The 18,988-nt window shown below is 45.2% G+C and carries 22 protein-coding genes; 5 read left to right on the top strand and 17 right to left on the bottom strand.

Annotated features, from left to right (window positions below):
- Positions 1–61 precede the first annotated feature (61 nt).
- The 6 genes from glpG to ftsY form a co-directional block, all read right to left on the bottom strand.
- Positions 62–904 (bottom strand): rhomboid family intramembrane serine protease GlpG, encoded by an 843-nt coding sequence (gene glpG / locus OO774_RS00555; protein ID WP_264903752.1) that lies wholly within the window; start codon positions 902–904, stop codon positions 62–64.
- Entirely contained in the window at positions 904–1,224 is a 321-nt protein-coding gene (gene glpE, locus OO774_RS00550) for a thiosulfate sulfurtransferase GlpE (RefSeq protein WP_014233309.1), read from the bottom strand. Before glpE ends, glpG begins: the two co-directional genes overlap by 1 nt.
- Before the next feature lie 490 nt (positions 1,225–1,714).
- Entirely contained in the window at positions 1,715–2,572 is an 858-nt protein-coding gene (gene rpoH / locus OO774_RS00545; RefSeq protein WP_264903749.1) for an RNA polymerase sigma factor RpoH, read from the bottom strand.
- A gap of 175 nt (positions 2,573–2,747) precedes the next feature.
- Positions 2,748–3,716, bottom strand: coding sequence for a permease-like cell division protein FtsX (gene ftsX, locus OO774_RS00540; protein WP_264903747.1), 969 nt, complete (start codon positions 3,714–3,716; stop codon positions 2,748–2,750).
- Positions 3,706–4,380: a cell division ATP-binding protein FtsE gene (gene ftsE, locus OO774_RS00535; RefSeq protein ID WP_237318871.1), complete on the bottom strand. Its 675-nt coding sequence runs from the start codon at positions 4,378–4,380 to the stop codon at positions 3,706–3,708. The genes ftsX and ftsE overlap by 11 nt, the downstream gene beginning before the upstream one ends.
- A gap of 22 nt (positions 4,381–4,402) precedes the next feature.
- Positions 4,403–5,632, bottom strand: coding sequence for a signal recognition particle-docking protein FtsY (gene ftsY / locus OO774_RS00530; RefSeq protein ID WP_264903745.1), 1,230 nt, complete (start codon positions 5,630–5,632; stop codon positions 4,403–4,405).
- 223 nt (positions 5,633–5,855) lie between these two features.
- On the opposite strand from ftsY, the gene rsmD reads away from it, so the two are divergent.
- Positions 5,856–6,455, top strand: coding sequence for a 16S rRNA (guanine(966)-N(2))-methyltransferase RsmD (gene rsmD, locus OO774_RS00525; protein ID WP_264903744.1), 600 nt, complete (start codon positions 5,856–5,858; stop codon positions 6,453–6,455).
- 26 nt (positions 6,456–6,481) lie between these two features.
- Positions 6,482–6,748 (top strand): DUF1145 domain-containing protein, encoded by a 267-nt coding sequence (locus OO774_RS00520; RefSeq protein ID WP_264903743.1) that lies wholly within the window; start codon positions 6,482–6,484, stop codon positions 6,746–6,748.
- Positions 6,749–6,825: 77 nt separating this feature from the next.
- On the opposite strand, the gene OO774_RS00515 is transcribed toward OO774_RS00520, so the two are convergent.
- From OO774_RS00515 to OO774_RS00505, 3 genes are all read right to left on the bottom strand, one after another.
- The gene (locus OO774_RS00515) at positions 6,826–7,047 is read right to left on the bottom strand and encodes a YecH family metal-binding protein (RefSeq protein WP_264906031.1); all 222 of its coding nucleotides are present in this window, start codon (positions 7,045–7,047) and stop codon (positions 6,826–6,828) included.
- A gap of 69 nt (positions 7,048–7,116) precedes the next feature.
- A complete protein-coding gene (locus tag OO774_RS00510) occupies positions 7,117–7,737 on the bottom strand; it encodes a lysoplasmalogenase (protein ID WP_264903742.1) in 621 nt (206 codons plus the stop codon).
- A 961-nt stretch (positions 7,738–8,698) separates the two neighbouring features.
- Complete coding sequence (locus tag OO774_RS00505; protein ID WP_264903741.1) at positions 8,699–9,067, bottom strand: DUF4145 domain-containing protein; 369 nt, start codon at positions 9,065–9,067, stop codon at positions 8,699–8,701.
- Between the two features lie 241 nt (positions 9,068–9,308).
- On the opposite strand from OO774_RS00505, the gene OO774_RS00500 reads away from it, so the two are divergent.
- Positions 9,309–9,638, top strand: a complete 330-nt coding sequence (locus tag OO774_RS00500; protein WP_264903740.1) for a DUF2500 domain-containing protein — start codon at positions 9,309–9,311, stop codon at positions 9,636–9,638.
- Between the two features lie 18 nt (positions 9,639–9,656).
- Here the strand turns inward: OO774_RS00500 and OO774_RS00495 are convergent, their stop codons facing one another.
- From OO774_RS00495 to rhtB, 7 genes are all read right to left on the bottom strand, one after another.
- Positions 9,657–10,670, bottom strand: coding sequence for an acyltransferase family protein (locus OO774_RS00495; RefSeq protein ID WP_264903738.1), 1,014 nt, complete (start codon positions 10,668–10,670; stop codon positions 9,657–9,659).
- Positions 10,671–10,901: 231 nt separating this feature from the next.
- The gene (gene arsJ, locus OO774_RS00490) at positions 10,902–12,119 is read right to left on the bottom strand and encodes an organoarsenical effux MFS transporter ArsJ (RefSeq protein ID WP_264903736.1); all 1,218 of its coding nucleotides are present in this window, start codon (positions 12,117–12,119) and stop codon (positions 10,902–10,904) included.
- Positions 12,120–12,375: 256 nt separating this feature from the next.
- Positions 12,376–12,870 (bottom strand): cyclin-dependent kinase inhibitor 3 family protein, encoded by a 495-nt coding sequence (locus OO774_RS00485; protein WP_264903734.1) that lies wholly within the window; start codon positions 12,868–12,870, stop codon positions 12,376–12,378.
- 12 nt (positions 12,871–12,882) lie between these two features.
- Positions 12,883–13,884, bottom strand: coding sequence for an ArsJ-associated glyceraldehyde-3-phosphate dehydrogenase (locus tag OO774_RS00480; protein ID WP_264903732.1), 1,002 nt, complete (start codon positions 13,882–13,884; stop codon positions 12,883–12,885).
- A 52-nt stretch (positions 13,885–13,936) separates the two neighbouring features.
- Positions 13,937–14,272, bottom strand: coding sequence for a metalloregulator ArsR/SmtB family transcription factor (locus OO774_RS00475; RefSeq protein ID WP_264903730.1), 336 nt, complete (start codon positions 14,270–14,272; stop codon positions 13,937–13,939).
- A 102-nt stretch (positions 14,273–14,374) separates the two neighbouring features.
- Positions 14,375–15,598, bottom strand: a complete 1,224-nt coding sequence (locus tag OO774_RS00470; RefSeq protein ID WP_264903728.1) for an EAL and HDOD domain-containing protein — start codon at positions 15,596–15,598, stop codon at positions 14,375–14,377.
- A 27-nt stretch (positions 15,599–15,625) separates the two neighbouring features.
- A complete protein-coding gene (gene rhtB / locus OO774_RS00465) occupies positions 15,626–16,243 on the bottom strand; it encodes a homoserine/homoserine lactone efflux protein (RefSeq protein WP_264903727.1) in 618 nt (205 codons plus the stop codon).
- 65 nt (positions 16,244–16,308) lie between these two features.
- On the opposite strand from rhtB, the gene OO774_RS00460 reads away from it, so the two are divergent.
- Together OO774_RS00460 and OO774_RS00455 are read left to right on the top strand one after the other, a co-directional pair.
- The gene (locus OO774_RS00460) at positions 16,309–17,310 is read left to right on the top strand and encodes an alpha/beta fold hydrolase (RefSeq protein ID WP_264903725.1); all 1,002 of its coding nucleotides are present in this window, start codon (positions 16,309–16,311) and stop codon (positions 17,308–17,310) included.
- A gap of 280 nt (positions 17,311–17,590) precedes the next feature.
- Positions 17,591–18,427 (top strand): Cof-type HAD-IIB family hydrolase, encoded by an 837-nt coding sequence (locus tag OO774_RS00455; protein ID WP_264903723.1) that lies wholly within the window; start codon positions 17,591–17,593, stop codon positions 18,425–18,427.
- Positions 18,428–18,475: 48 nt separating this feature from the next.
- On the opposite strand, the gene OO774_RS00450 is transcribed toward OO774_RS00455, so the two are convergent.
- Complete coding sequence (locus OO774_RS00450; RefSeq protein ID WP_264903721.1) at positions 18,476–18,946, bottom strand: EVE domain-containing protein; 471 nt, start codon at positions 18,944–18,946, stop codon at positions 18,476–18,478.
- Positions 18,947–18,988: the final 42 nt, after the last annotated feature.

The following is an 18,988-nucleotide window of genomic DNA, read 5'->3' as shown; positions in this document are numbered from 1 at the left end:
GCGACTTTAACTGATACGAACAGGCCGCTTCTGGCGGCCTTTTTTATCTCTTCTTTATGCCTTAAGCTTTCTGCTGGTACTTCATTTTTCCGGAGTCAAACAGCGCAATCGCCATTCCCGAAATCAGTCCCACCAAATGCGCGGTATTGGCAATCGCCATAAACGGCTGAACGAAACCTAGCACTAGCCACACCAACATAAACACGATAATCGGTTTTGGTAACGTCAATCCCAGATGAGGCAGACGATAACCTAAGATCCACAGATAACCGAGTAGCGCGTATACCACACCAGATAACCCACCAAAATTCGCACCTTCAACATAAAATTGCCCCACGCCAGACAAGGCTGCGGAAACAACAAAGATTTGCAGTAGCTTTCCGGAACCGAGGCGACGTTCAATATCCCCCCCCAATTGCCACCACCACAATAAGTTGAAGATGATATGAGTTGCGGAGAAATGCAGCAAAGCATGACTCAGCCAACGCCAAAGCTGCCACTGTTGACCTTCAAACGCAGGAAAATGCAGCGATGCAAACACGCCCCGTCCAAAACCGATCATTTGCAAAATGTAGATAACGACACACACAGCCATGATCAGTAACGTCACCGGGCCAGCTTTCGCTTTGACCATACTCATGATGCTTGGGCTTGAGTAATGAAATTGACTCTTGCGAGTATCAGCAACGTTCCACGAAGCAGCGCTGTATTTGGAATCGGAAGGGTTAGCCAAGAAATGTTTTAGCTCAGCTTCTGCCTCGATTTCATGTTGGCTATCCGTTAGCCAAAGCGCAAACTGCCCCTGACCTTCAGGCATCATCTGAATTTCTATATGACGCGACGCCATATAATCGATGAAAGCCTGTGCCATGCGTGGGTTATTTAACGTTACCAATCTCTTCATTAACTTCTCACTATCGGTAGCTCGGCGCGTTGCCAGGCTTCAAAACCACCGTCCACACTGTAGACCTGCTCAAAGCCTTGGTTTACTAAGTATTGCGCTGCACCCTGACTGCTAATGCCGTGATAGCACATCACAAGCACCGGTTGCTCGAATTCCACATCGTCCATGAAAGAGACGATCGAGTCGTTGGTTAAATGAAAGGCTGACTCTGCATGTGCTACGGCAAACGATTGAGGGTCACGGATATCTACAAGTTTTGCTTCGCCCTGCTCGAGCAGTGCTTGTGCACCTTGTACATCGATATGCTGAAACTGATCCATTTACTTTCTCATTGTCTTATTAATATACCCAAATAACCTAGTGACGTGCGGTTGAGCCAGAATCACAAGGTAGCCTAGGTTTCGCGTCATAAAGTCACTTGGGTATATGCTGCCATTGTAACCTATCCAACGCTAAATTTAGACACAAGAATTATCCGGGAATTTAAAAGTGTACACATTACAACCAGATGTGGATAAAGCTGTGGATTGCGTTGATAAAGTATATTTTGATCTTTTAATCCACAATATGTAGTGATGATCTTGATCTAGCTGTGTGTATATTATTAACTATCCCCAACCGGAAAAACGCCTGAACGCCTTATTTTTCCCCGCTTTCGAACAGTTGATAAATAATTACTTCACAGAGTTATGCACAGGTAACACATAAAATTTAGATCGCAAACGTTATCGACTTTCGATCCAAAATAAAAAAGCCGAGATCAGATGATCTCGGCTTTCTATGAAAATTGGCTTTGCTTAGAAGCTAGCGTTAGAACTCACCAACGGCCAGTTTGAGCTTCTTCATTGCATTCTTTTCCAGCTGACGAATACGCTCGGCAGACACACCAAACTCATCAGCCAGCTCCTGCAGTGTGGATTTCTCATCATCTAACCAACGAGAACGTACAATACGCTGACTACGCTCATCCAGGCTTGCCAATGCATGACCAAGACGATTGTTGGTATGCATTTCCCAGTTTGCTGCTTCAACGTTATCAGCAACATCTGACGATTTATCTTCCAGATAAAGCATCGGTGCAGTGTAGTTGTTTGAGCTATCGTCTTCGTCGGTTGGCATATCGAACGTAGAGTCGACTGCCGCCAGACGGGACTCCATCTCACGGACTTCTGCAGGCTCAACACCTAATTCACGAGCAACGGTTTCGACTTCGCCGTTATTGAACCAACCCAGACGCTTTTTCGACTTGCGCAGGTTAAAGAACAATTTACGTTGTGCTTTGGTCGTTGCGATTTTAACAATACGCCAGTTACGCAGCACGTATTCATGAATCTCAGCTTTAATCCAGTGGACCGCAAAAGACACCAAACGCACACCCACTTCTGGGTTAAAACGCTTAACGGCTTTCATTAGGCCGATATTACCCTCTTGCACTAAGTCTGCCATTGGCAAACCGTAGCCTGAGTAACCTCGAGCAACGTGAACAACGAATCTCAGGTGCGATAGGATCAGCCCTTTCGCGGCTTCAATCTCACCTTTGTAGTGTAATCGTTCTGCCAGCTCACGCTCTTCATCTACCGTCAGCATTGGGTAGCTGTTAACGGAGCGAATATAGCTATCAAGACTATCTTGCGTGACTAGAGCCATCGGATACGCTTCTTTTGTCATTCAATTCCTCATCAATCTCTGATCTGGAGCATTACATTGCAATTTAGCTTCGATATCTTGAACTCAAAATGAACAAGTTTCAAGAAGGGCGAGCAATTATCCATAAACAAGTGTTCTATACAAGAGGTACAAATTAGCTTGTGCTCATAAATTCCAAGTATAAGACCGTCATCACTTAAACTGGTTCAATTTCTTTTAGGTGACGCTGGGCAGAAATGCGCGCAGCGATGCAACCTATCAAGCTACCCGTAATGATGAGTAGCAGAGATTCATCCCAGTTTAGACCATTCAAACGGAACTGGCTGTCATACAATGCCGCTAAATCTTCCACCGCACTGTTCATAACGAAAGTCATCACTGTCGTCACTAACCAAGCGATGGTTGCCCCCAATACACCGAACCACATTCCAGTGTATAAATAAGGGCGAAGAATAAAGCTGTCAGTTGCACCAATCAGCTTCATGGTTTGAATCTCTTCTTTGTTCGCCAGCACATTGAATCGTAATGTATTACCAACAATTAAAAATACCGCGCCGAGCATCAGTACCGAAAGTGTAATAACGATAATACTGGCCAGTGTTTTGATGGCATCAAGTCGAGCCAGCCAGTCCTCATCGAGTCGCACATCGGTAACATCTTGCTGCTTACGAACGTCCTGGGCTATAGACTGAATATCACTTTTCAGTTCAGAGTCCGGTGTAATCACCAGTACGCCTGGTAGTGCATAGCCACTTAACAAACTCAACGCCTGATCGAAGCCCGCATATTGGCTTAGATCAGCCAACCCTTGCTGCGGAGAAATGTATTCCACAGTACCTACTAACGGCCAGGTTTCTATTTCATCTTTGAGCACCATTACACGTGCATCAGGCATACCTTCTACTAAGTAAGCACTAACTTGTGATGGTGATGCGACATCTTCTGCCGCACCCGCGACATTTTTACCTAATAAGTACAAACAGGCAGGCATCGCCAGTGCGATTGAAACCACAGCCAGCGTTAAAATGTTCCCCAAAGGTCGTTGCCACAAGGCAGCAAAAGACGCTTTTGCTTGTTTAATATGAACAGAGAAAAAACCATCAGTATTGGCGCGCTTAGCACTGCTGCCTTTACCTTTCTTTTGCGAGATTTTTTTACCTGCCATAGTCTTGTACCTCGCTTAGGAAACCTTGATTCAATTCAAAATGACGATATTGTGGGCGAGTGTTTACTAACCCGATATCGTGCGTCGCGAGTAGGATGGTGACACCAGCACGATTAAACTCTTCAAACAGTCGCAGCACTCGGTTAGATAACTCAGGGTCAAGGTTACCCGTAGGCTCATCCGCCACCAGCAAGGTTGGTCGATTCACTACCGCACGGGCAATCCCCACACGTTGTTGCTCACCACCCGAAAGTTGACTTGGCAAACAACGTGCTTTATCGAGCAGGCCGGTTTTATCCAACGACGCCGAAACGCGACGTTTTATTTCATTTTCAGAAATCGATTCGATACGCATCGGCAGTGCGACATTGTCGTACACACTGCGATCCATCAGCAAACGGTGATCCTGAAATACGATGCCGATATTACGGCGTAGAAACGGGATATCTCGGTTCGAAATACGAGTGATATCATGATCATTAAAATGAATGGTGCCATCAGTCGGACGCTCAATCGCACAGATCAATTTCAGCAAGGTACTTTTACCAGCGCCAGAATGCCCGCCTAAAAACGCCATCTCTCCACGCCTTAGGTGAAAGTCGACTTTTTGCAGTGCTTGTCGACCACCGCGGTAAGCTTTACTCACTTGCTGAAATTTGATCACCCTTGATTCCCTCTCACTTAATTTACTCTTCGCGGCTGAACAGTGCGTCAATGAACTCTTGAGTTTCAAAAGGACGCAAATCTTCGATACCTTCACCCACACCAATGTAACGGATTGGAATACCGAACTGATCAGCGATAGCGAAGATAACGCCACCTTTTGCTGTACCATCTAGTTTAGTCAGTGTAATCCCAGTGATAGGTGAAACGTCACTGAAAAGCTTCGCCTGGCTGATCGCATTTTGACCAGTTCCGGCATCGAGTGTCAGCATGATTTCGTGAGGTGCTGTGTCATCAATCTTCTTCATCACACGAATGATCTTGCGCAACTCTTCCATCAGGTTCGCTTTGTTTTGCAGACGGCCAGCGGTATCGGCGATCACCACATCCACGCCACGCGCTTTTGCCGCTTCAATCGCATCATAGATAACTGAAGCACTGTCAGCACCAGTATGTTGAGCAATCACAGGAACGTTGTTGCGCTCACCCCATACCTGAAGTTGCTCTACCGCTGCCGCACGGAAAGTATCGCCAGCAGCCAACATCACTTTCTTACCCTGGTTCTGGAACTGCTTCGCCAGCTTACCGATCGTCGTGGTTTTACCAACACCATTTACGCCAACCATCAAGATAACGTATGGCGTTTTACTCGTGTCGACTTCTAAAGGCTGTTCAACTTTAGATAGAATGTCTGCCATTTCTTCTTTCAACAAGCCGTAAAGAGCTTCGCCGTCTTTAAGATCGCCGCGAGATGCTTTTTCAGTCAGGTTGTTGATGATTTTTGTTGTGGTATTCATACCCACATCAGCGATGAGCAGTTGCTCTTCCAGCTCCTCGAACAGGTCATCATCGATTTTTTTACCGCTGAACAAACCAAAGAAGCCAGCACCGATATTGGCTTTGGTACGACTTAAGCTGCGCTTTAGGCGTGCAAAGAAGCTTTCGGTTGGTTTTTCCTGCTCCTGAACGCGAGGCATCACTGACACTTCAGGCTCTTCTGCTTCTGCTTCTGCTTCTGCTTCTGCTTCTGCTTCTGCTTCTGCTTCTGCTGGGACAGCTTCAGCCTTTTCAGGCTCGTCTTCAACTCTATTTTTTTCTTCTGCTTGCAGAGCACCCTCTTCAGTAGGTTGCTCTTCAGAAGCCGCTTCCACTGCTTCTTCTTTTACTGTTTCTTCAGTTTTTGGTTGTTGGCTTTGTTCTTCATCACCAAAACCTAGCCACGAAAGTAATCCGCGCTTCTTTTTTTCCGTCATCTGGGGCTATCCTAGATTATCTTTTTATCTATTAATGACTCTTTTTTGACAAGATTATTATCCGTCTAAAAAAGGCGAATGACAAAGCTGTGAAAACTTTTCAATTAGATGAATCTAATCTTATTAGTGTTACACTCTGTCATCTTGAATATTCTGGGCTGTATCCAAGCTCAATGCTTGGGCGATTGGATATAGTATCACTTTATTAGCGGTCAAAAAATCTATGGTAAGACGTCGCCAGCAAAACTCATCACAAAAAAAGCCAACAACGGGCTTCGTTCGTATTATTAGTGGCTTATGGAGAGGCCGAAAACTCCCAGTTCATGACGCAGAGGGCTTACGTCCGACCACCGATCGCGTAAAAGAAACGCTGTTTAACTGGCTGGCGCAAGATGTGCCGCAAGCAAAGTGTCTCGACTTGTTTGCTGGTTCTGGCGGCTTAGGTTTTGAATCCGCTTCGCGTCAGGCAGAACAAGTAACAATGGTAGAACTGAACCCGCAAGCGTTTCAGCAACTGAAGAAAAACGTGGCATCGTTAAATGCGACCAACATTAACGTGGTGAATACCGACGCACTGAGCTTTTTAAACCAACCAGGGACACCCCATCATGTGGTCTTTATTGATCCACCATTTCGCAAAGGCTTATTGGATGAAACCGTGAGCTTGCTAGAGCAAAACGGCTGGCTTGCTGAAGATGCGATGATTTATATTGAAACCGAGAAAGAACTGAATATGATCGACCTGCCGGAAAGCTGGCATCTGTATCGAGAAAAAACCGCTGGTCAAGTCAGTTATCGCCTCTACGAACGCACGTCCGTGTAGAGCCACAACTCAAAAAGGATACCAAAATGAAAGCACTAATCATCTTAGCCAAAGCGGCCATCGCCTTTGTTTGGTTGGTATTGATCATTAACATTGTTATGCCGTTCCCAGGCAATGCAGCGATTGCTCTCTATATTATGACTGCGTTCCTGTTCATTATGCATGGCCTGCAAATGGCTATTTTCATCGGCGCATTTGGCGATAAGATAAAAATGAGTAGCTGGGAGAAATATTCCATCCTTATTTTTGGCATCTTTGCTCTGCTCGATATCCGTCGCAAGCACATGATGTAAACACCTGATAATAAAACAGCCGCTCACAAGAGCGGCTGTTTTGTATTAGTCATCAGAGGCTGACAGCGTGTTGCCGTTTAGTGATTGCAAACACGCGCCATATTAACTACAAACTTCCCTTCTAGCTCACGAACTTTTTCTCGTTTTAATAAAAACGCAAGCAATGTGTCCAAGTCTAAATCACTCAGTTTGCAAGTATGAAAGCGGACATCTAAGCCAAAATAGACCGCAAGCTCTTCACGAGTCATTGGGCTCTCACGAAGCAGGTTTAGAAGGTTGTGGGCATGAATGTCACTCATCATCGTCTCCAATCGTCATATTGAATACGACCAGTGTACTTAAAACGTCTAAGGCTGCTTTGACCTAGATTAGTAAATAATCGAAGCGACGATAAGTGCATGCGCCATGAAATAGCTCCCACTCACCCATACGTACGCGCGCTTCATCGGCTTACGGTAACCATGAATCGCGTAAGCCAACGCTGAGTAGGTCATGACCAAGGTGCCACTGAATCCAATCGCATGTGCGTAACTAGGCGACTGTAACCAGACCTCTCCAGCAGCCCAAGCCATCTGCACCAGCATCATGCCCATGATCACCACAGGAAAGACCAAAGAATCGAGTTGAGGTAACAATAAAAAGAACGCCACGATGCTAGCCGCCAGCAATAACGCCAATAACCACCAAATAATGTCTCCGTTCAACTGCATCCAGAACGATTTGCTATAGCAAACCTGCGCCACTAAGTAGCCGAAGAAATAAATCAGTTTACGTGAACGGAGTGAGTGTAGCGTGTCGGCAATTATCGATACACCCAGACCACCAGCAATCCAATAGGTATAAGATGCTGGCGTACCTTGAGTTAAAACCAGCACAAGAAGGAGTAACAGAGTAAATATTTTAAAGACGAGAGATTGCGTTGGATTGGCTTGCTTAGCCCCCAATACGGAATACACACCTGATAGCCCTATAGCCAGCCAACTCCACATGCTGTACATACCTTTTACTTAAACTCGCCGCTAGTCTAGGTAGACCGATGTTGATGTAAAGGCACAATCTGCGAAAGTTGGATCTCGCTAGCGATTCGGGACATTTGACCTTCTATTTAGAACAACTAAATACGACATCAACTAACTCAATACTTAAATAGAAAAGTTGCTAACTATTCAGTCAAGATGCCTACTCGTCAGTCAATACGTACAAAGAACAAACATTAAAAACAAAAGCCCCATTGTACGCCATAGAATGCACCATTAACCCCTACAGGGCCAACATAAGAGCCTAATATCAGGCATACATACAGATAATAAAGTCGAGCAAACCAACATTAACATGATGATATTTAAGAGCATTAATAAAGTTAGACTCACAAACCACTGGTTCGCATTATCGTTGCGTGCTAACCCCTTTTGGCACTTAGATTATCTTACCAGTTGAGAAATATACCTTCGAGATAGCAGCTCCTCGCCTCCCACCGGAATAGAATTAACTAGGTTTTCTCAGATTTTGAGAAACACAGGCAACATTAAGCACCAACCTAACCCCTGAGACAAAAAACAATATTTAAACAATATGTAAGACCTTTCTTACACTTTAAAATCATATACTTAAATCAAAAACGAACAATAAAGACACAAACCGAACACTTTAAATACAACGTAAAAAACATAGTTCAATTAGTCAAAACAAGGTAAAAATAGGTCAGTTAACTGTAAGTTTTAAAAACTTTTCGCCAGATACGTTGATCAAACCTGAAAAATGGTGCTATATTAAATGCATAGAGTTCATCAAGATTTAGGGGTAGTGTTATGATTTCATCTTCTCAAAAACAAGGGCTGGTAATGATTGCAGTGGTTGTGGGTTTAATGACACTGCCAATGATGTACTAAGCTACTGATTAAAAGTAAAAAAGGACGCTAATGCGTCCTTTTTTGTTTTTATATATTGGCCCTAATTTATGTGTTCAGATAGTAGATCCCAATGCATATAGTAGAAGCCAAGAGCAGCAAGCGTGATCAACGCCATCAAAAAAATTGCGGCTCGCCAGATAAAGCGCGAACTTCTTGGCGTCAATTCTTTTTCACAATCATCACACACTGCCATAAAATTCTTTCGATCATCGAGCTGAAAATCTTCTTCGTGAACAATCTTATTACGCACCGTAGCGATATAGCGCAATTTTGCGATCACATCATGCGGTAGTCGCTCTTCACAGCTATTAATGAGCTGATGCAGCCCTTTCCCTTCTGCATGATATTGAGTACGCAAAAGTTTTTCGATCGTTCGGGTACGTATGACTACTTTTTCAATATCTGACATCGTCACCCTCCTCACAAGACGCTTTCTTTATTATGCATTTTACTCTTCTATAAATTTAGAGCTTTTTCGAGCGGTTAAGTACTACTTTCAATTCAAACTGTGTCCTTGTACGCATATAAACTGTGAAGTGCGCCGAATAAAATCTTACCGCATTTTGATGATTCACGAATCCTGTGCGTCAACACATCGTTTCAACGGGGAGTTCTGTAAAATAGGCACCACCGAAAGACTGGAGATCATCATGCCAATTCAATTTATTTTGGCTCTTTTTGCCCTAATAGCGCTAGGAGCCTGGGTTTTCTTTCGCCTCTACAGCAAACACTATGTTGGTGAGGGCGCCCCTGAGCAATGTGTTCAAGTGACCATCCTAGATAAACAAGCCATCGATATTCCGGATGCAGCGCCGGGAGAAGATGATCAAGAGTATTGGATTTACGTGCAGCGTAGCCCTGTTGGTCCCAAACGTGAGTTCCAAATTGGTGTCCACTATTACCATGCGCTCAATCCGGGCGATAAAGGAAAACTCACTTACCAAGGCGATAAGTTTCTCCATTTCGCCCTGAAGCAGTAATACTACGATTGGTATCAACTAAGGCAGTAGCCAGCGAGTCTTGACCGAACGAGAGAACAGATAACTCATCGCCAAGGCTCCAGCGCCGCTTAATATTATCCACACTGGTATCACCCACGCCGGATGCCCTTCATACCAGCCAAATTCTTTCATCGGCCATAAAAAGATAGGATGCAACAAATAAATACCTAGGCTGTGCTGGCTAATAAAGCTCACGACTTTTTGTACCTTAGGCGGTAGTCCTTCGCCAAAATAGCGTGCCAACATAAAAATCATCGACGCGGCCAGAATCACGTTCAGCGTTTTGTATGACAACCAGCGTCCTACTGTATATTTCTCCGCTTCCAAACTGTTTGTTACCACCATAACAAAGGTAACCGCCAACGCGGCGAGACCCAAGCCAGTAAACAGAGTGACGTTCGAACGGCTCAAAGACAACTTTTGGTACAATACATAGCCCAAAGGTAAATAACCCATATAGAGCCACATTTGATTACTCCAAGGACCGTCTATCTTGAACAGAAATAAGGTACTGGTGCACAACCAGAATGCCAGATAGGTATATAAAACATTATCGTCAACATTCCGCGCCATCCATTGAAACAGAGGGATCACGAAATAGAGCGGGATAAAGTAATAGAAAAAGCCCAAATGATAATAGGTTTCATGGTGGACACTATTACTCAAAACCTCTTTAACCGTTTCAAAGTCAAACCCCTGCGCCGTCCATCCCGATAGGTAAGCGTAAAACACCGACCACAAAATAAAAGGAATCAGGACTTTACCCAAACGCCTTTTTAAATAATATTTGCCATCAAATGGTCGGGTATCGGTGAGCATTAACGCGCCAGTGATCAGAATAAAAACCGGTACCGCCCAGCGGGTCACACTATTGACTCCCACAGCCGTAAGCCACTGCTCGAAAGGAATGACGCCTAATTCATCTCGATAAGGTGCTAAAACGTGAATGGCGATCACTGCGACCGCCGCCACACAGCGCAATAGATCAAAAAACAGAACCCTTTCTCTCATACTTGTTCCTAAACTGAGTCGCTTATCGTTTGTTTATAGCATAGGGTAATTTCCTGGCAGAGGTGTGCTTAACAAACTGTTTTTGCTTATTTTTAACTCAGAAAGATTGAAACAGCCAATTTTAATCCATGGCAATGACAGCAAGAAAAATCACAGTGAAAGGTGAGAATGAACAAACAGAGACAAAAAAGGGCTCCATAAAAGAGCCCGATACGAAGTGAAAGTGGACGCTCAAGCCGTCACTGTCTTGGCTTTGGGCAACTTGACGGAAATCAGAGTGGTCAAAGCAAGGAACGCGAAAGATACCCACAGACAAGCAGCTAATCCGGCTTCCTGGTAAATCCAGCCTGACAGCACAGTCCCAATCAAACGACCCATCGCATTCGCCATATAATAGAAACCCACATCTAACGATACTCCATCACCTTTGGCATAGCTGACAATCAGGTAGGAGTGAAGCGAAGAGTTGATCGCGAATACCGCGCCAAAAATCATCAGACCAACCACAATCACAAGTTGTGGTTGCCAACCGACTTGTACTCCGTAAGCGATGCCTCCCGTAATCAAAGCTAATATGCCCGCCCAAACAAGTGCGGCACTGCCATCGGGTATGCGGCCTTGCGCTTTACCGGTAATACGTGGTGCGAAACCTTGCACAAAGCCATACGCGATCACCCATGCAGCTAAGAAGCCACCCACCCACAGGTGATCCCAACCAAAGACACTGCCGAGATAAACAGGCAGAGCAACCACAAACCAAACATCACGGGCTCCGAACAGGAACATACGCGCTGCTGACAGGATATTCACTGATTCTGATTTAGAGAAAATATGGCGAAACTTAGGTTTGCTTTTGGCTTTGCCCATATCGGCTTCTAGCCAGATCATGCTACAAACAAACACCACCGCCAAAACACCTGCCATAATGAACATGGAATTTTGGAAACCCACCCAAGTCAATAACAAGCCACCAACAAAGAATCCTGCACCTTTGAGCGCATTCTTCGAACCAGTAAGAATCGCCACCCATTTATAAAGGGCGCCTTGTTGCTCATCTGGCACTAAGGTCTTGATCGCACTCTTTGCACTCATCTTGTTGAGGTCTTTAGCAATCCCCGACAGCGCCTGTGCCGCCATTACCCAAGGGATCGTTAACCAAACATTTGGTACAGCGAGCATCAACAAAGCAAAAACTTGCATCGCCAGCCCGATGTTCATGGTTTTATTCAGGCCTAATCTCGCCCCTAACCAACCACCAATCAGATTGGTAACCACGCCAAAAAACTCATAGAAAAGGAAAAGCGACGCTATCGCCAGGGTTGAATAACCCAAATCGTGAAAGTAAAGCACCACCAGCATACGTAAAGCGCCATCGGTAACCGTAAAGTTCCAATAGTTAAACGTCACCAACATGTACTGGCGGATACTTTTGCTAAGTTGTGAAATCATTTTGACCTCAGATGTACAGCAATAAAAGCATTTGGATCATGATGTGCCAAATGCTGTAAAACCTGTACACCAATATCTTCTGTTGATATTGGTGTAAACATACCAGCCCAGCCAGCCTTAGCCGAAAATGTGATTAATGCATTTAAAATCAAAAAGATATGATAAAAAACAGATATCAATCTTGCATCAGAAACACAAGCTAAACGGGTTTGATAGAGCTTTTAGATCATAGTATTCCAAAAGCTCTATTAGCTGATCAAGCACTCTGTGCTACGTGCTCGATGTACTCAACCTGCACTGGTTTCGTAAATGCGCCAGGGCGCAAAGCCTGTACTTCACGCACGATATCGTCTAGTACCCACTCTTTCTCAAGCAGTAAGTGCGCAGCCAAAAGACCAGTCCGGCCGGAGCCACCCATACAGTGCATGGCAACCTTACCGCCCTCGGCAAGAATGGCGTGTAGCTTAGGACTCGCGTGCTGCCATTTCGTCGCAAACACCTCATCTGGTGCACAATCGTCTTCTATCTCGACCTGAAACCATTTCATACCCAGTTGCTGAGTGATTTCACCCAACTCGGAGACATTTTTAGCTGCCAGTTCAGTGTTATCCAATGCGGTAACAACGGCTTGAACGCCCTGCTCTTTCAACTGCTCAAGTGATGCTTGTAGCGCAACATTTTTGGTACCCGGACACGGTGTTAATACCAATGCGCCCGACTCTAACGCTAATTGCCATGTAGGATGAGACATAGTTAAACCTCTTTAAGCCAGACCAACATTACGTACCAGCTCTGCTGTACGTGTTGCGTAACCCATTTCATTGTCGTACCACGCATAAATCTTCACCATGCGAGACCCCACGACCATGGTTGATTGTGCATCGACGATGGTTGAGCGTTGGTCGCCTTTGTAGTCAATCGATACCAATGGGCGCGCTTCAAAACCAAGAATGCCTTTCAATTCGCCTTCAGATGCTTCTTTCAGTAATGCATTCACTTCTTCTGCTGTGGTATCACGCTTAACATCGAAGATGATGTCAGTCAGTGAGGCATTGGCTAAAGGAACACGTACTGCATGGCCGTTAATTTTGCCTTTAAGGTCAGGGAAAATTTCCACAATCGCTGTCGCACTGCCCGTAGTGGTTGGGATCAGGCTCATGCCACAAGCGCGAGCACGACGCAGATCTTTGTGTGGCGCATCAAGAATTGTCTGTGTGTTGGTCAGATCGTGAATAGTGGTAAATGAAGACTGCTCGATACCAAGTTTCTCATGAATCACTTTCACCACTGGCGCGATACAGTTGGTAGTACAAGATGCTGCAGTCACAATACGGTGTTTTTCAGGATCGAAGATATGGTCATTCACACCGACAACGATGTTAGCAATGCCTTCTTCTTTCACTGGCGCACTGACGACAACTCGCTTAACACCTTGGTCAAGATACTGATCTAAGTACGACGATTTACGATGTACACCCGTTGCTTCAATCACAACATCACATCCCGACCAGTTAACGGCATCGATGTCTCGCTGTTGTGTAGTGACGATACGCTTACCATCAATGATCAATTCATTGCCTTCAACCTGAACTTCATGATGCCAACGGCCTTGAACCGAGTCGAACTCCAGTAGGTGACCCAGTGTTGCCGCATCGCCAGCAACATCATTAATCTGCACAAACTCCAACTCAGGCCAGTCAAACGCCGCACGCAGTGCCAAACGGCCAATTCGGCCAAAACCATTAATCCCTACTTTAATCGTCATAATCTTTACCTTTAAAATCTTCTACCTTGAAATTGCTGTTTGCTCGTTGCGATTAGCAACATGCCTCACGACTTTTGTCATGCAGACGCGAAATATCTTGCTGGTACTCTTGCTTCAAACAATTCGATGCCACTAGGTCATCAATCACTTTTCTCATCCACCCAGGAAGCTGTTGGGACAACTGGTAAAACACCCACTGTCCCTGACGCTTATCAACCAAGATGCCATTGGATCTTAACTGGGCCAGATGGCGAGAAACTTTTGGTTGGCTTTCTTGCAGTGCAAACGCTAAATCGCCCACGCAGACCTCACCCTCGCGAGCCACCAGCATCAAACAACGCACGCGAGTCTCGTCAGATAAAAGTTTAAAAAACTGATGTGGAAGCATAGTAAACATACCTATATATGGATATGCGTATATACTTATTTAAAACCACGACAGCGTCAAGCGGTCAGCATGTTACGTCACAAAAGTTTAATAATAGAAAGGCTAGGCGTTAGCGACGCTTTGGCTCCAACGAACCGCTTCACCTAAAGAAGCCTGTACTTGTTCGAAACAAAGGCCCAACTGATTAGAAAATTTTTCCACTCCGGGCCAATCTGCACGCTCGTAGCATTCTTCCAGAGAAATAAGTGCACCGTATTCCCCTTTTCGATGCAGCAATGCTTGTTGAACAGGTTCACTGAGCGGTAATTGTTTGATTAATGATTCAGTAGACAGATCGAGTATGGCATCGAGAATCGACAATAAGCCGACCATAAAGCCTTGCTCGTTCAAATGAGAGAATGGCTGGTGACGAGACATCAACTGACAAAATTGAGCTCGCTGAAGTGAGAGGTTAAACAATTCACGTGGTTTGTTAGACGAGATATAAGACGCCACGACAAGTGAGACGAACTGCTTGAGATTATCCTGACCAAGGTAAATCAGAGCTTGACGAAACGAACAGATTTCCACTTCCAGCTTGGTCGCCTGCATGTTCACAAAACGCAGCAGTTTGTACGACAGTGCCACATCTTGAGTGACAATACTTTCAATGCGCTGGAAGTCTGGCTCCGGAGCACATACTTCACGAAATAACTGCAGTGCCACAATTTGTTCTGGGCTTACGTAACGGGTTTGAGACACCAAAGGCTTACTGAAAAAGTAACCCTGGAAGAATTTAAAACCCGCGGCTTTGGCCTTATTAAACTCCTCTTCGGTCTCTACCCGCTCAGCAAGAAAATGGTATTTAACTCGTTGCGCTAGCTGCGTTTTGACCAATTCACACGCAGCCTTTAACCCCATTGCCATAATGTCCAGCTTTACAATGTGTGCGTAAGGCAAGAAACGTTTCCATTCTGGGGTGAGGGTGAAGTCGTCCAATGCGATCAGGTAGCCTTCTCGATAAAGCTCTCTAATCGCCTCAAACAGCTCATCGGTAGGCTGACAAGTTTCTAGTACTTCGACGACGATTTTATGTTTCGGCAAGCTGCGGGGTAAACGGCGCAGTAAACTCTGATGAGGGAAGTTGATGAAACATCGCGACGACGTAATCACCGGATTTAACCCGACAGATAAGAAGTTTTCGACAACCAATCGGTATGTCGCCCGGTCTGCATCAATATGAGAAGGGAAAACATTACGCTCCCCATCCCGAAACAGCAGTTCGTAGCCAAGCGTTTGTCTTTTACGATTAAAGATAGGCTGGCGAGCGACATACGTGGTATTCATACTAAAAACAACCTACTAATTAGCGAGTTATGATTTTGCTGCAGCTAATAGTGCACCACATCCCATAAACATGGAACCAAAGACTTTATTTATGTTCGTCATAATTTTATCTGAGCGAATAAAACGGCCCATCTTGGATGCCAGTGACGTATAACCAAGCATCACAAATGAATCCACCGCAACCGTTGTTACACCGAGCACTAATAACTGAGTTAGCTGGTCTTTAGCTGGGTCAATAAACTGCGGAAACAAGGCCACGAGAAAAACAATCGATTTGGGATTGGTTAAATTAATGAGGATCGCTTTATACATCAGCGCTGTTGCTGACATCTCTTTTTGACTCTCTGCCGCCACCAAACCAGAAGTATCGCGCCACTTCTGAAAACCAAGCCAGACAAGATAAGCCGCACCAACCCATTTGATAACCGCAAACGCCGTGGCCGATTGTGCCACCAGCGCGCCAATCCCAGCACCCACCATAGCAATATGAATCGCTAAACCTATTTGCAACCCCATAATCGCGCCTAGAGACTTGCGTGTACCGTAGCTCAAACCATTACTGATCGAATTTACGGTACCTGATCCCGGAGCAAGGCTAAAAACAATTGCTGTGACCAAATAGGCAAACCAAACATGGGTATCCATTGCATTTCCTCACTAATTCTTCGATGATACATCGCGTCTACAATGTATTTTCAGGTAATCGACTAATGGCTACTCACCATTCCCCTACGACTTATACTCAAGAGAACTTATTTGAGCAAGCAATAGGTGGTCCGATCGCTGAACTCTGGCAAAGTCGCCAAGAAGGCTTTGTGAAAGGGACAGAGAAAAAGAAGATCTACTGGTGCAAACTCACCCACCCTGAACATAAAAAAGCCGTACTGGTCGTCAACGGGCGAATAGAGTCTTCCTGGAAATACCAAGAGCTGTTTTATGATTTCTACCGCCAAGGTTACGACGTTTACTCATTTGACCACCGTGGGCAAGGTTTATCCGATCGGCTACTAGAAGACTCAGACATGGGTCACGTCTATGACTTTGCAGACTATGTTGAAGATATGGACATAGTGATAAAAAAGCACGATCTCGGCCACTATGACCAGTGTTTTATCGTCGCGCATTCCATGGGCGGTGCCATCGCCACTCGTTATCTTCAAACTCACCCGAAGCATCATTTCACAGGGTTGATTTTAAGTGCCCCGATGTTCGGGATTAACCTGCCGTGGTACTTATCTCCGATCGCCCTACCGGTGACACAAATTCTTTCAGCGGTATCAACGCTGCCACGTTATGCGCCTGGTCATCAACCTTACTTCCCCAAACCGTTCGAGAACAATCTCCTCAGCCAGAGCCATGATCGCTATCGTTGGTTTCGTGGACTTTATTCAGACATGCCAGAACTGCAAGTCGGTGGGCCAAGTACCCGCTGGGTATGGCAAGGGCTGATGGCAGCCAAACAATGCTTTTTATTGACACGACAGGTAAAAATACCCGTGTTGCTTATTCAAGCCGGAGAAGATCGTATTGTCAGTAATTTAGCCCAGAAACGTTTTATTGATAAATTGAGTAAAACCAACCCAAACGCCGAGCTGGTATCCGTAGAAGGTGCTCATCATGAAATTTTGTTCGAAGCTGATAAATACCGTAATCAGGCTCTGGATGCGATTTTCCGTTTTATGACACAGCCTAAGCCTTCTTCCGTTCCATGAAAAACAGTCCGCCGCCAGATAAGCGAAGTGGACTTTATACGTCCCTGTTCTCTGGGCAATTTAAAGAGGAAATGTATGCAACGCGATTTACCCTCTTTTTCATCCCTATTTTAACGTACACTGATCAGGCTTGTTCAGCTTTCAACCAAGATGTAACCCCGAAAGATGAATAGCACCTTAAGTTCCCCCTAGCATTCGGAGCCGCATGACCTAGTCAGTCTGCATAGCTCCGTTTGCACTCAACATACTCGACTCTATCCAAACCGTTTACGAGGACTTCATGAGCACATCGCTACCTTGCAAAGAGATCACTAAAATCGTTGCCTCAGATCTGGATGGCACCTTACTTGCACCCAATCATCAACTCAGCGCTTACTCAAAAATGACGCTGCGAACGCTACATGAAATGGGTTACACCTTTGTCTTTGCTACAGGTCGTCACCACGTAGACGTCGCTGGTATCCGCTCTCAGGTAGGGATTCCAGCTTACATGATCACCTCAAACGGCGCGCGCGTGCATGATCAAAACGATAAACTGATGTACAGCGAAAACGTACCCCAGGAACTCGTTCAAGGCGTGATCGATACGATCAAGCACGATCATGAAATACTTATCCACATGTACCAGAATGACGACTGGTTACTAAACAAAGATGATGAAACGCTGCGTGAATTTCATGAAGAGTTTACTTATAAACTATTCGATGAAAATCAGGCCCCCACTGACGGCATCGCGAAAATCTTCTTTACCCATGCAGACAAAGATCATGAACGTCTGGTCGCGTTCGAAACGAAGTTGCGTGACCAGTTTGGGGATAAGTTAAATATCGCCTTCTCAACGCCTTGGTGTCTGGAAGTCATGAACGGAGAAGTCTCTAAAGGTCATGCTCTGCAAGCTATCGCGGAGTCACTCGAGCAGAAGCTAGAGAACTGCCTTGCATTTGGTGATGGCATGAATGACGTCGAAATGTTATCGATGGCAGGTAAAGGCCTGGTGATGGGCACGGCACACGAAAAAGTCATGCAGGCACTACCAAACAATGAAGTGATTGGCAGTAACGCCGAAGATGCAGTTGCGCGCTATCTGCAAAAACATTTGCTGCAAGACGAGCAATAAGAAAATCATCACAAGGGCTGTATAAACCAGCCCTTGTTTTTATCTAGTCTAACGCTGGCTGGGCAGCTTCTCTCGGCCAAGAATTGCTTGCCACTCCTCCTCTGTCACTGGCATAACCGATAAACGATTTCCACGTTTAACGAGGGGCATATTCTCCAGCTCTGGCATCGCTTTCATCACTGACAACGGAATCACCCGATCCGTTTTACGTACAAACTCTACATCGACCATTATCCAACGTGGATTGTCCTGCTCTGACTTAGGGTCGTAATAGTCGCTTTCCGGGTCGAACTGGAAATGGTCCGGATACGCCTCGCGTACGACTTTGGCAATTCCTGCGACACCAACGTGTTTACACGAAGAGTGATAAATGAAAACCAAATCGCCTAATTTCACCTGATCACGCATCATGTTACGCGCCTGATAATTCCGAACACCTTCCCAACATGAAACCTTTTGGGTTCGAAGCGTGTCAATAGAAAAGGTATCTGGTTCAGTTTTAAATAACCAATATGCCATAATGCCATCCGATGCTGATTGAGTAACAATAATGAGGAAGAT

Origin of the sequence: Vibrio sp. STUT-A11, from assembly GCF_026000435.1 — a bacterium.
In the GTDB taxonomy this organism is placed as follows: domain Bacteria; phylum Pseudomonadota; class Gammaproteobacteria; order Enterobacterales; family Vibrionaceae; genus Vibrio.
Note: the sequence above shows the minus strand (reverse complement) of the source record. Positions and strands in the feature narration are given on the sequence as shown.

Excerpts from the sequence above, each read along its gene's own strand:
- glpG (WP_264903752.1), bottom strand. The coding sequence starts at position 904 with ATGAAGAGATTGGTAACGTTAAATAACCCACGCATGGCACAGGCTTTC.
- glpE (WP_014233309.1), bottom strand. The coding sequence starts at position 1,224 with ATGGATCAGTTTCAGCATATCGATGTACAAGGTGCACAAGCACTGCTC.
- rpoH (WP_264903749.1), bottom strand. The coding sequence starts at position 2,572 with ATGACAAAAGAAGCGTATCCGATGGCTCTAGTCACGCAAGATAGTCTT.
- ftsX (WP_264903747.1), bottom strand. The coding sequence starts at position 3,716 with ATGGCAGGTAAAAAAATCTCGCAAAAGAAAGGTAAAGGCAGCAGTGCT.
- ftsY (WP_264903745.1), bottom strand. The coding sequence starts at position 5,632 with ATGACGGAAAAAAAGAAGCGCGGATTACTTTCGTGGCTAGGTTTTGGT.
- rsmD (WP_264903744.1), top strand. The coding sequence starts at position 5,856 with ATGGTAAGACGTCGCCAGCAAAACTCATCACAAAAAAAGCCAACAACG.
- OO774_RS00520 (WP_264903743.1), top strand. The coding sequence starts at position 6,482 with ATGAAAGCACTAATCATCTTAGCCAAAGCGGCCATCGCCTTTGTTTGG.
- OO774_RS00515 (WP_264906031.1), bottom strand. The coding sequence starts at position 7,047 with ATGAGTGACATTCATGCCCACAACCTTCTAAACCTGCTTCGTGAGAGC.
- OO774_RS00510 (WP_264903742.1), bottom strand. The coding sequence starts at position 7,737 with ATGTGGAGTTGGCTGGCTATAGGGCTATCAGGTGTGTATTCCGTATTG.
- OO774_RS00505 (WP_264903741.1), bottom strand. The coding sequence starts at position 9,067 with ATGTCAGATATTGAAAAAGTAGTCATACGTACCCGAACGATCGAAAAA.
- OO774_RS00500 (WP_264903740.1), top strand. The coding sequence starts at position 9,309 with ATGCCAATTCAATTTATTTTGGCTCTTTTTGCCCTAATAGCGCTAGGA.
- OO774_RS00495 (WP_264903738.1), bottom strand. The coding sequence starts at position 10,670 with ATGAGAGAAAGGGTTCTGTTTTTTGATCTATTGCGCTGTGTGGCGGCG.
- arsJ (WP_264903736.1), bottom strand. The coding sequence starts at position 12,119 with ATGATTTCACAACTTAGCAAAAGTATCCGCCAGTACATGTTGGTGACG.
- OO774_RS00485 (WP_264903734.1), bottom strand. The coding sequence starts at position 12,870 with ATGTCTCATCCTACATGGCAATTAGCGTTAGAGTCGGGCGCATTGGTA.
- OO774_RS00480 (WP_264903732.1), bottom strand. The coding sequence starts at position 13,884 with ATGACGATTAAAGTAGGGATTAATGGTTTTGGCCGAATTGGCCGTTTG.
- OO774_RS00475 (WP_264903730.1), bottom strand. The coding sequence starts at position 14,272 with ATGCTTCCACATCAGTTTTTTAAACTTTTATCTGACGAGACTCGCGTG.
- OO774_RS00470 (WP_264903728.1), bottom strand. The coding sequence starts at position 15,598 with ATGAATACCACGTATGTCGCTCGCCAGCCTATCTTTAATCGTAAAAGA.
- rhtB (WP_264903727.1), bottom strand. The coding sequence starts at position 16,243 with ATGGATACCCATGTTTGGTTTGCCTATTTGGTCACAGCAATTGTTTTT.
- OO774_RS00460 (WP_264903725.1), top strand. The coding sequence starts at position 16,309 with ATGGCTACTCACCATTCCCCTACGACTTATACTCAAGAGAACTTATTT.
- OO774_RS00455 (WP_264903723.1), top strand. The coding sequence starts at position 17,591 with ATGAGCACATCGCTACCTTGCAAAGAGATCACTAAAATCGTTGCCTCA.
- OO774_RS00450 (WP_264903721.1), bottom strand. The coding sequence starts at position 18,946 with ATGGCATATTGGTTATTTAAAACTGAACCAGATACCTTTTCTATTGAC.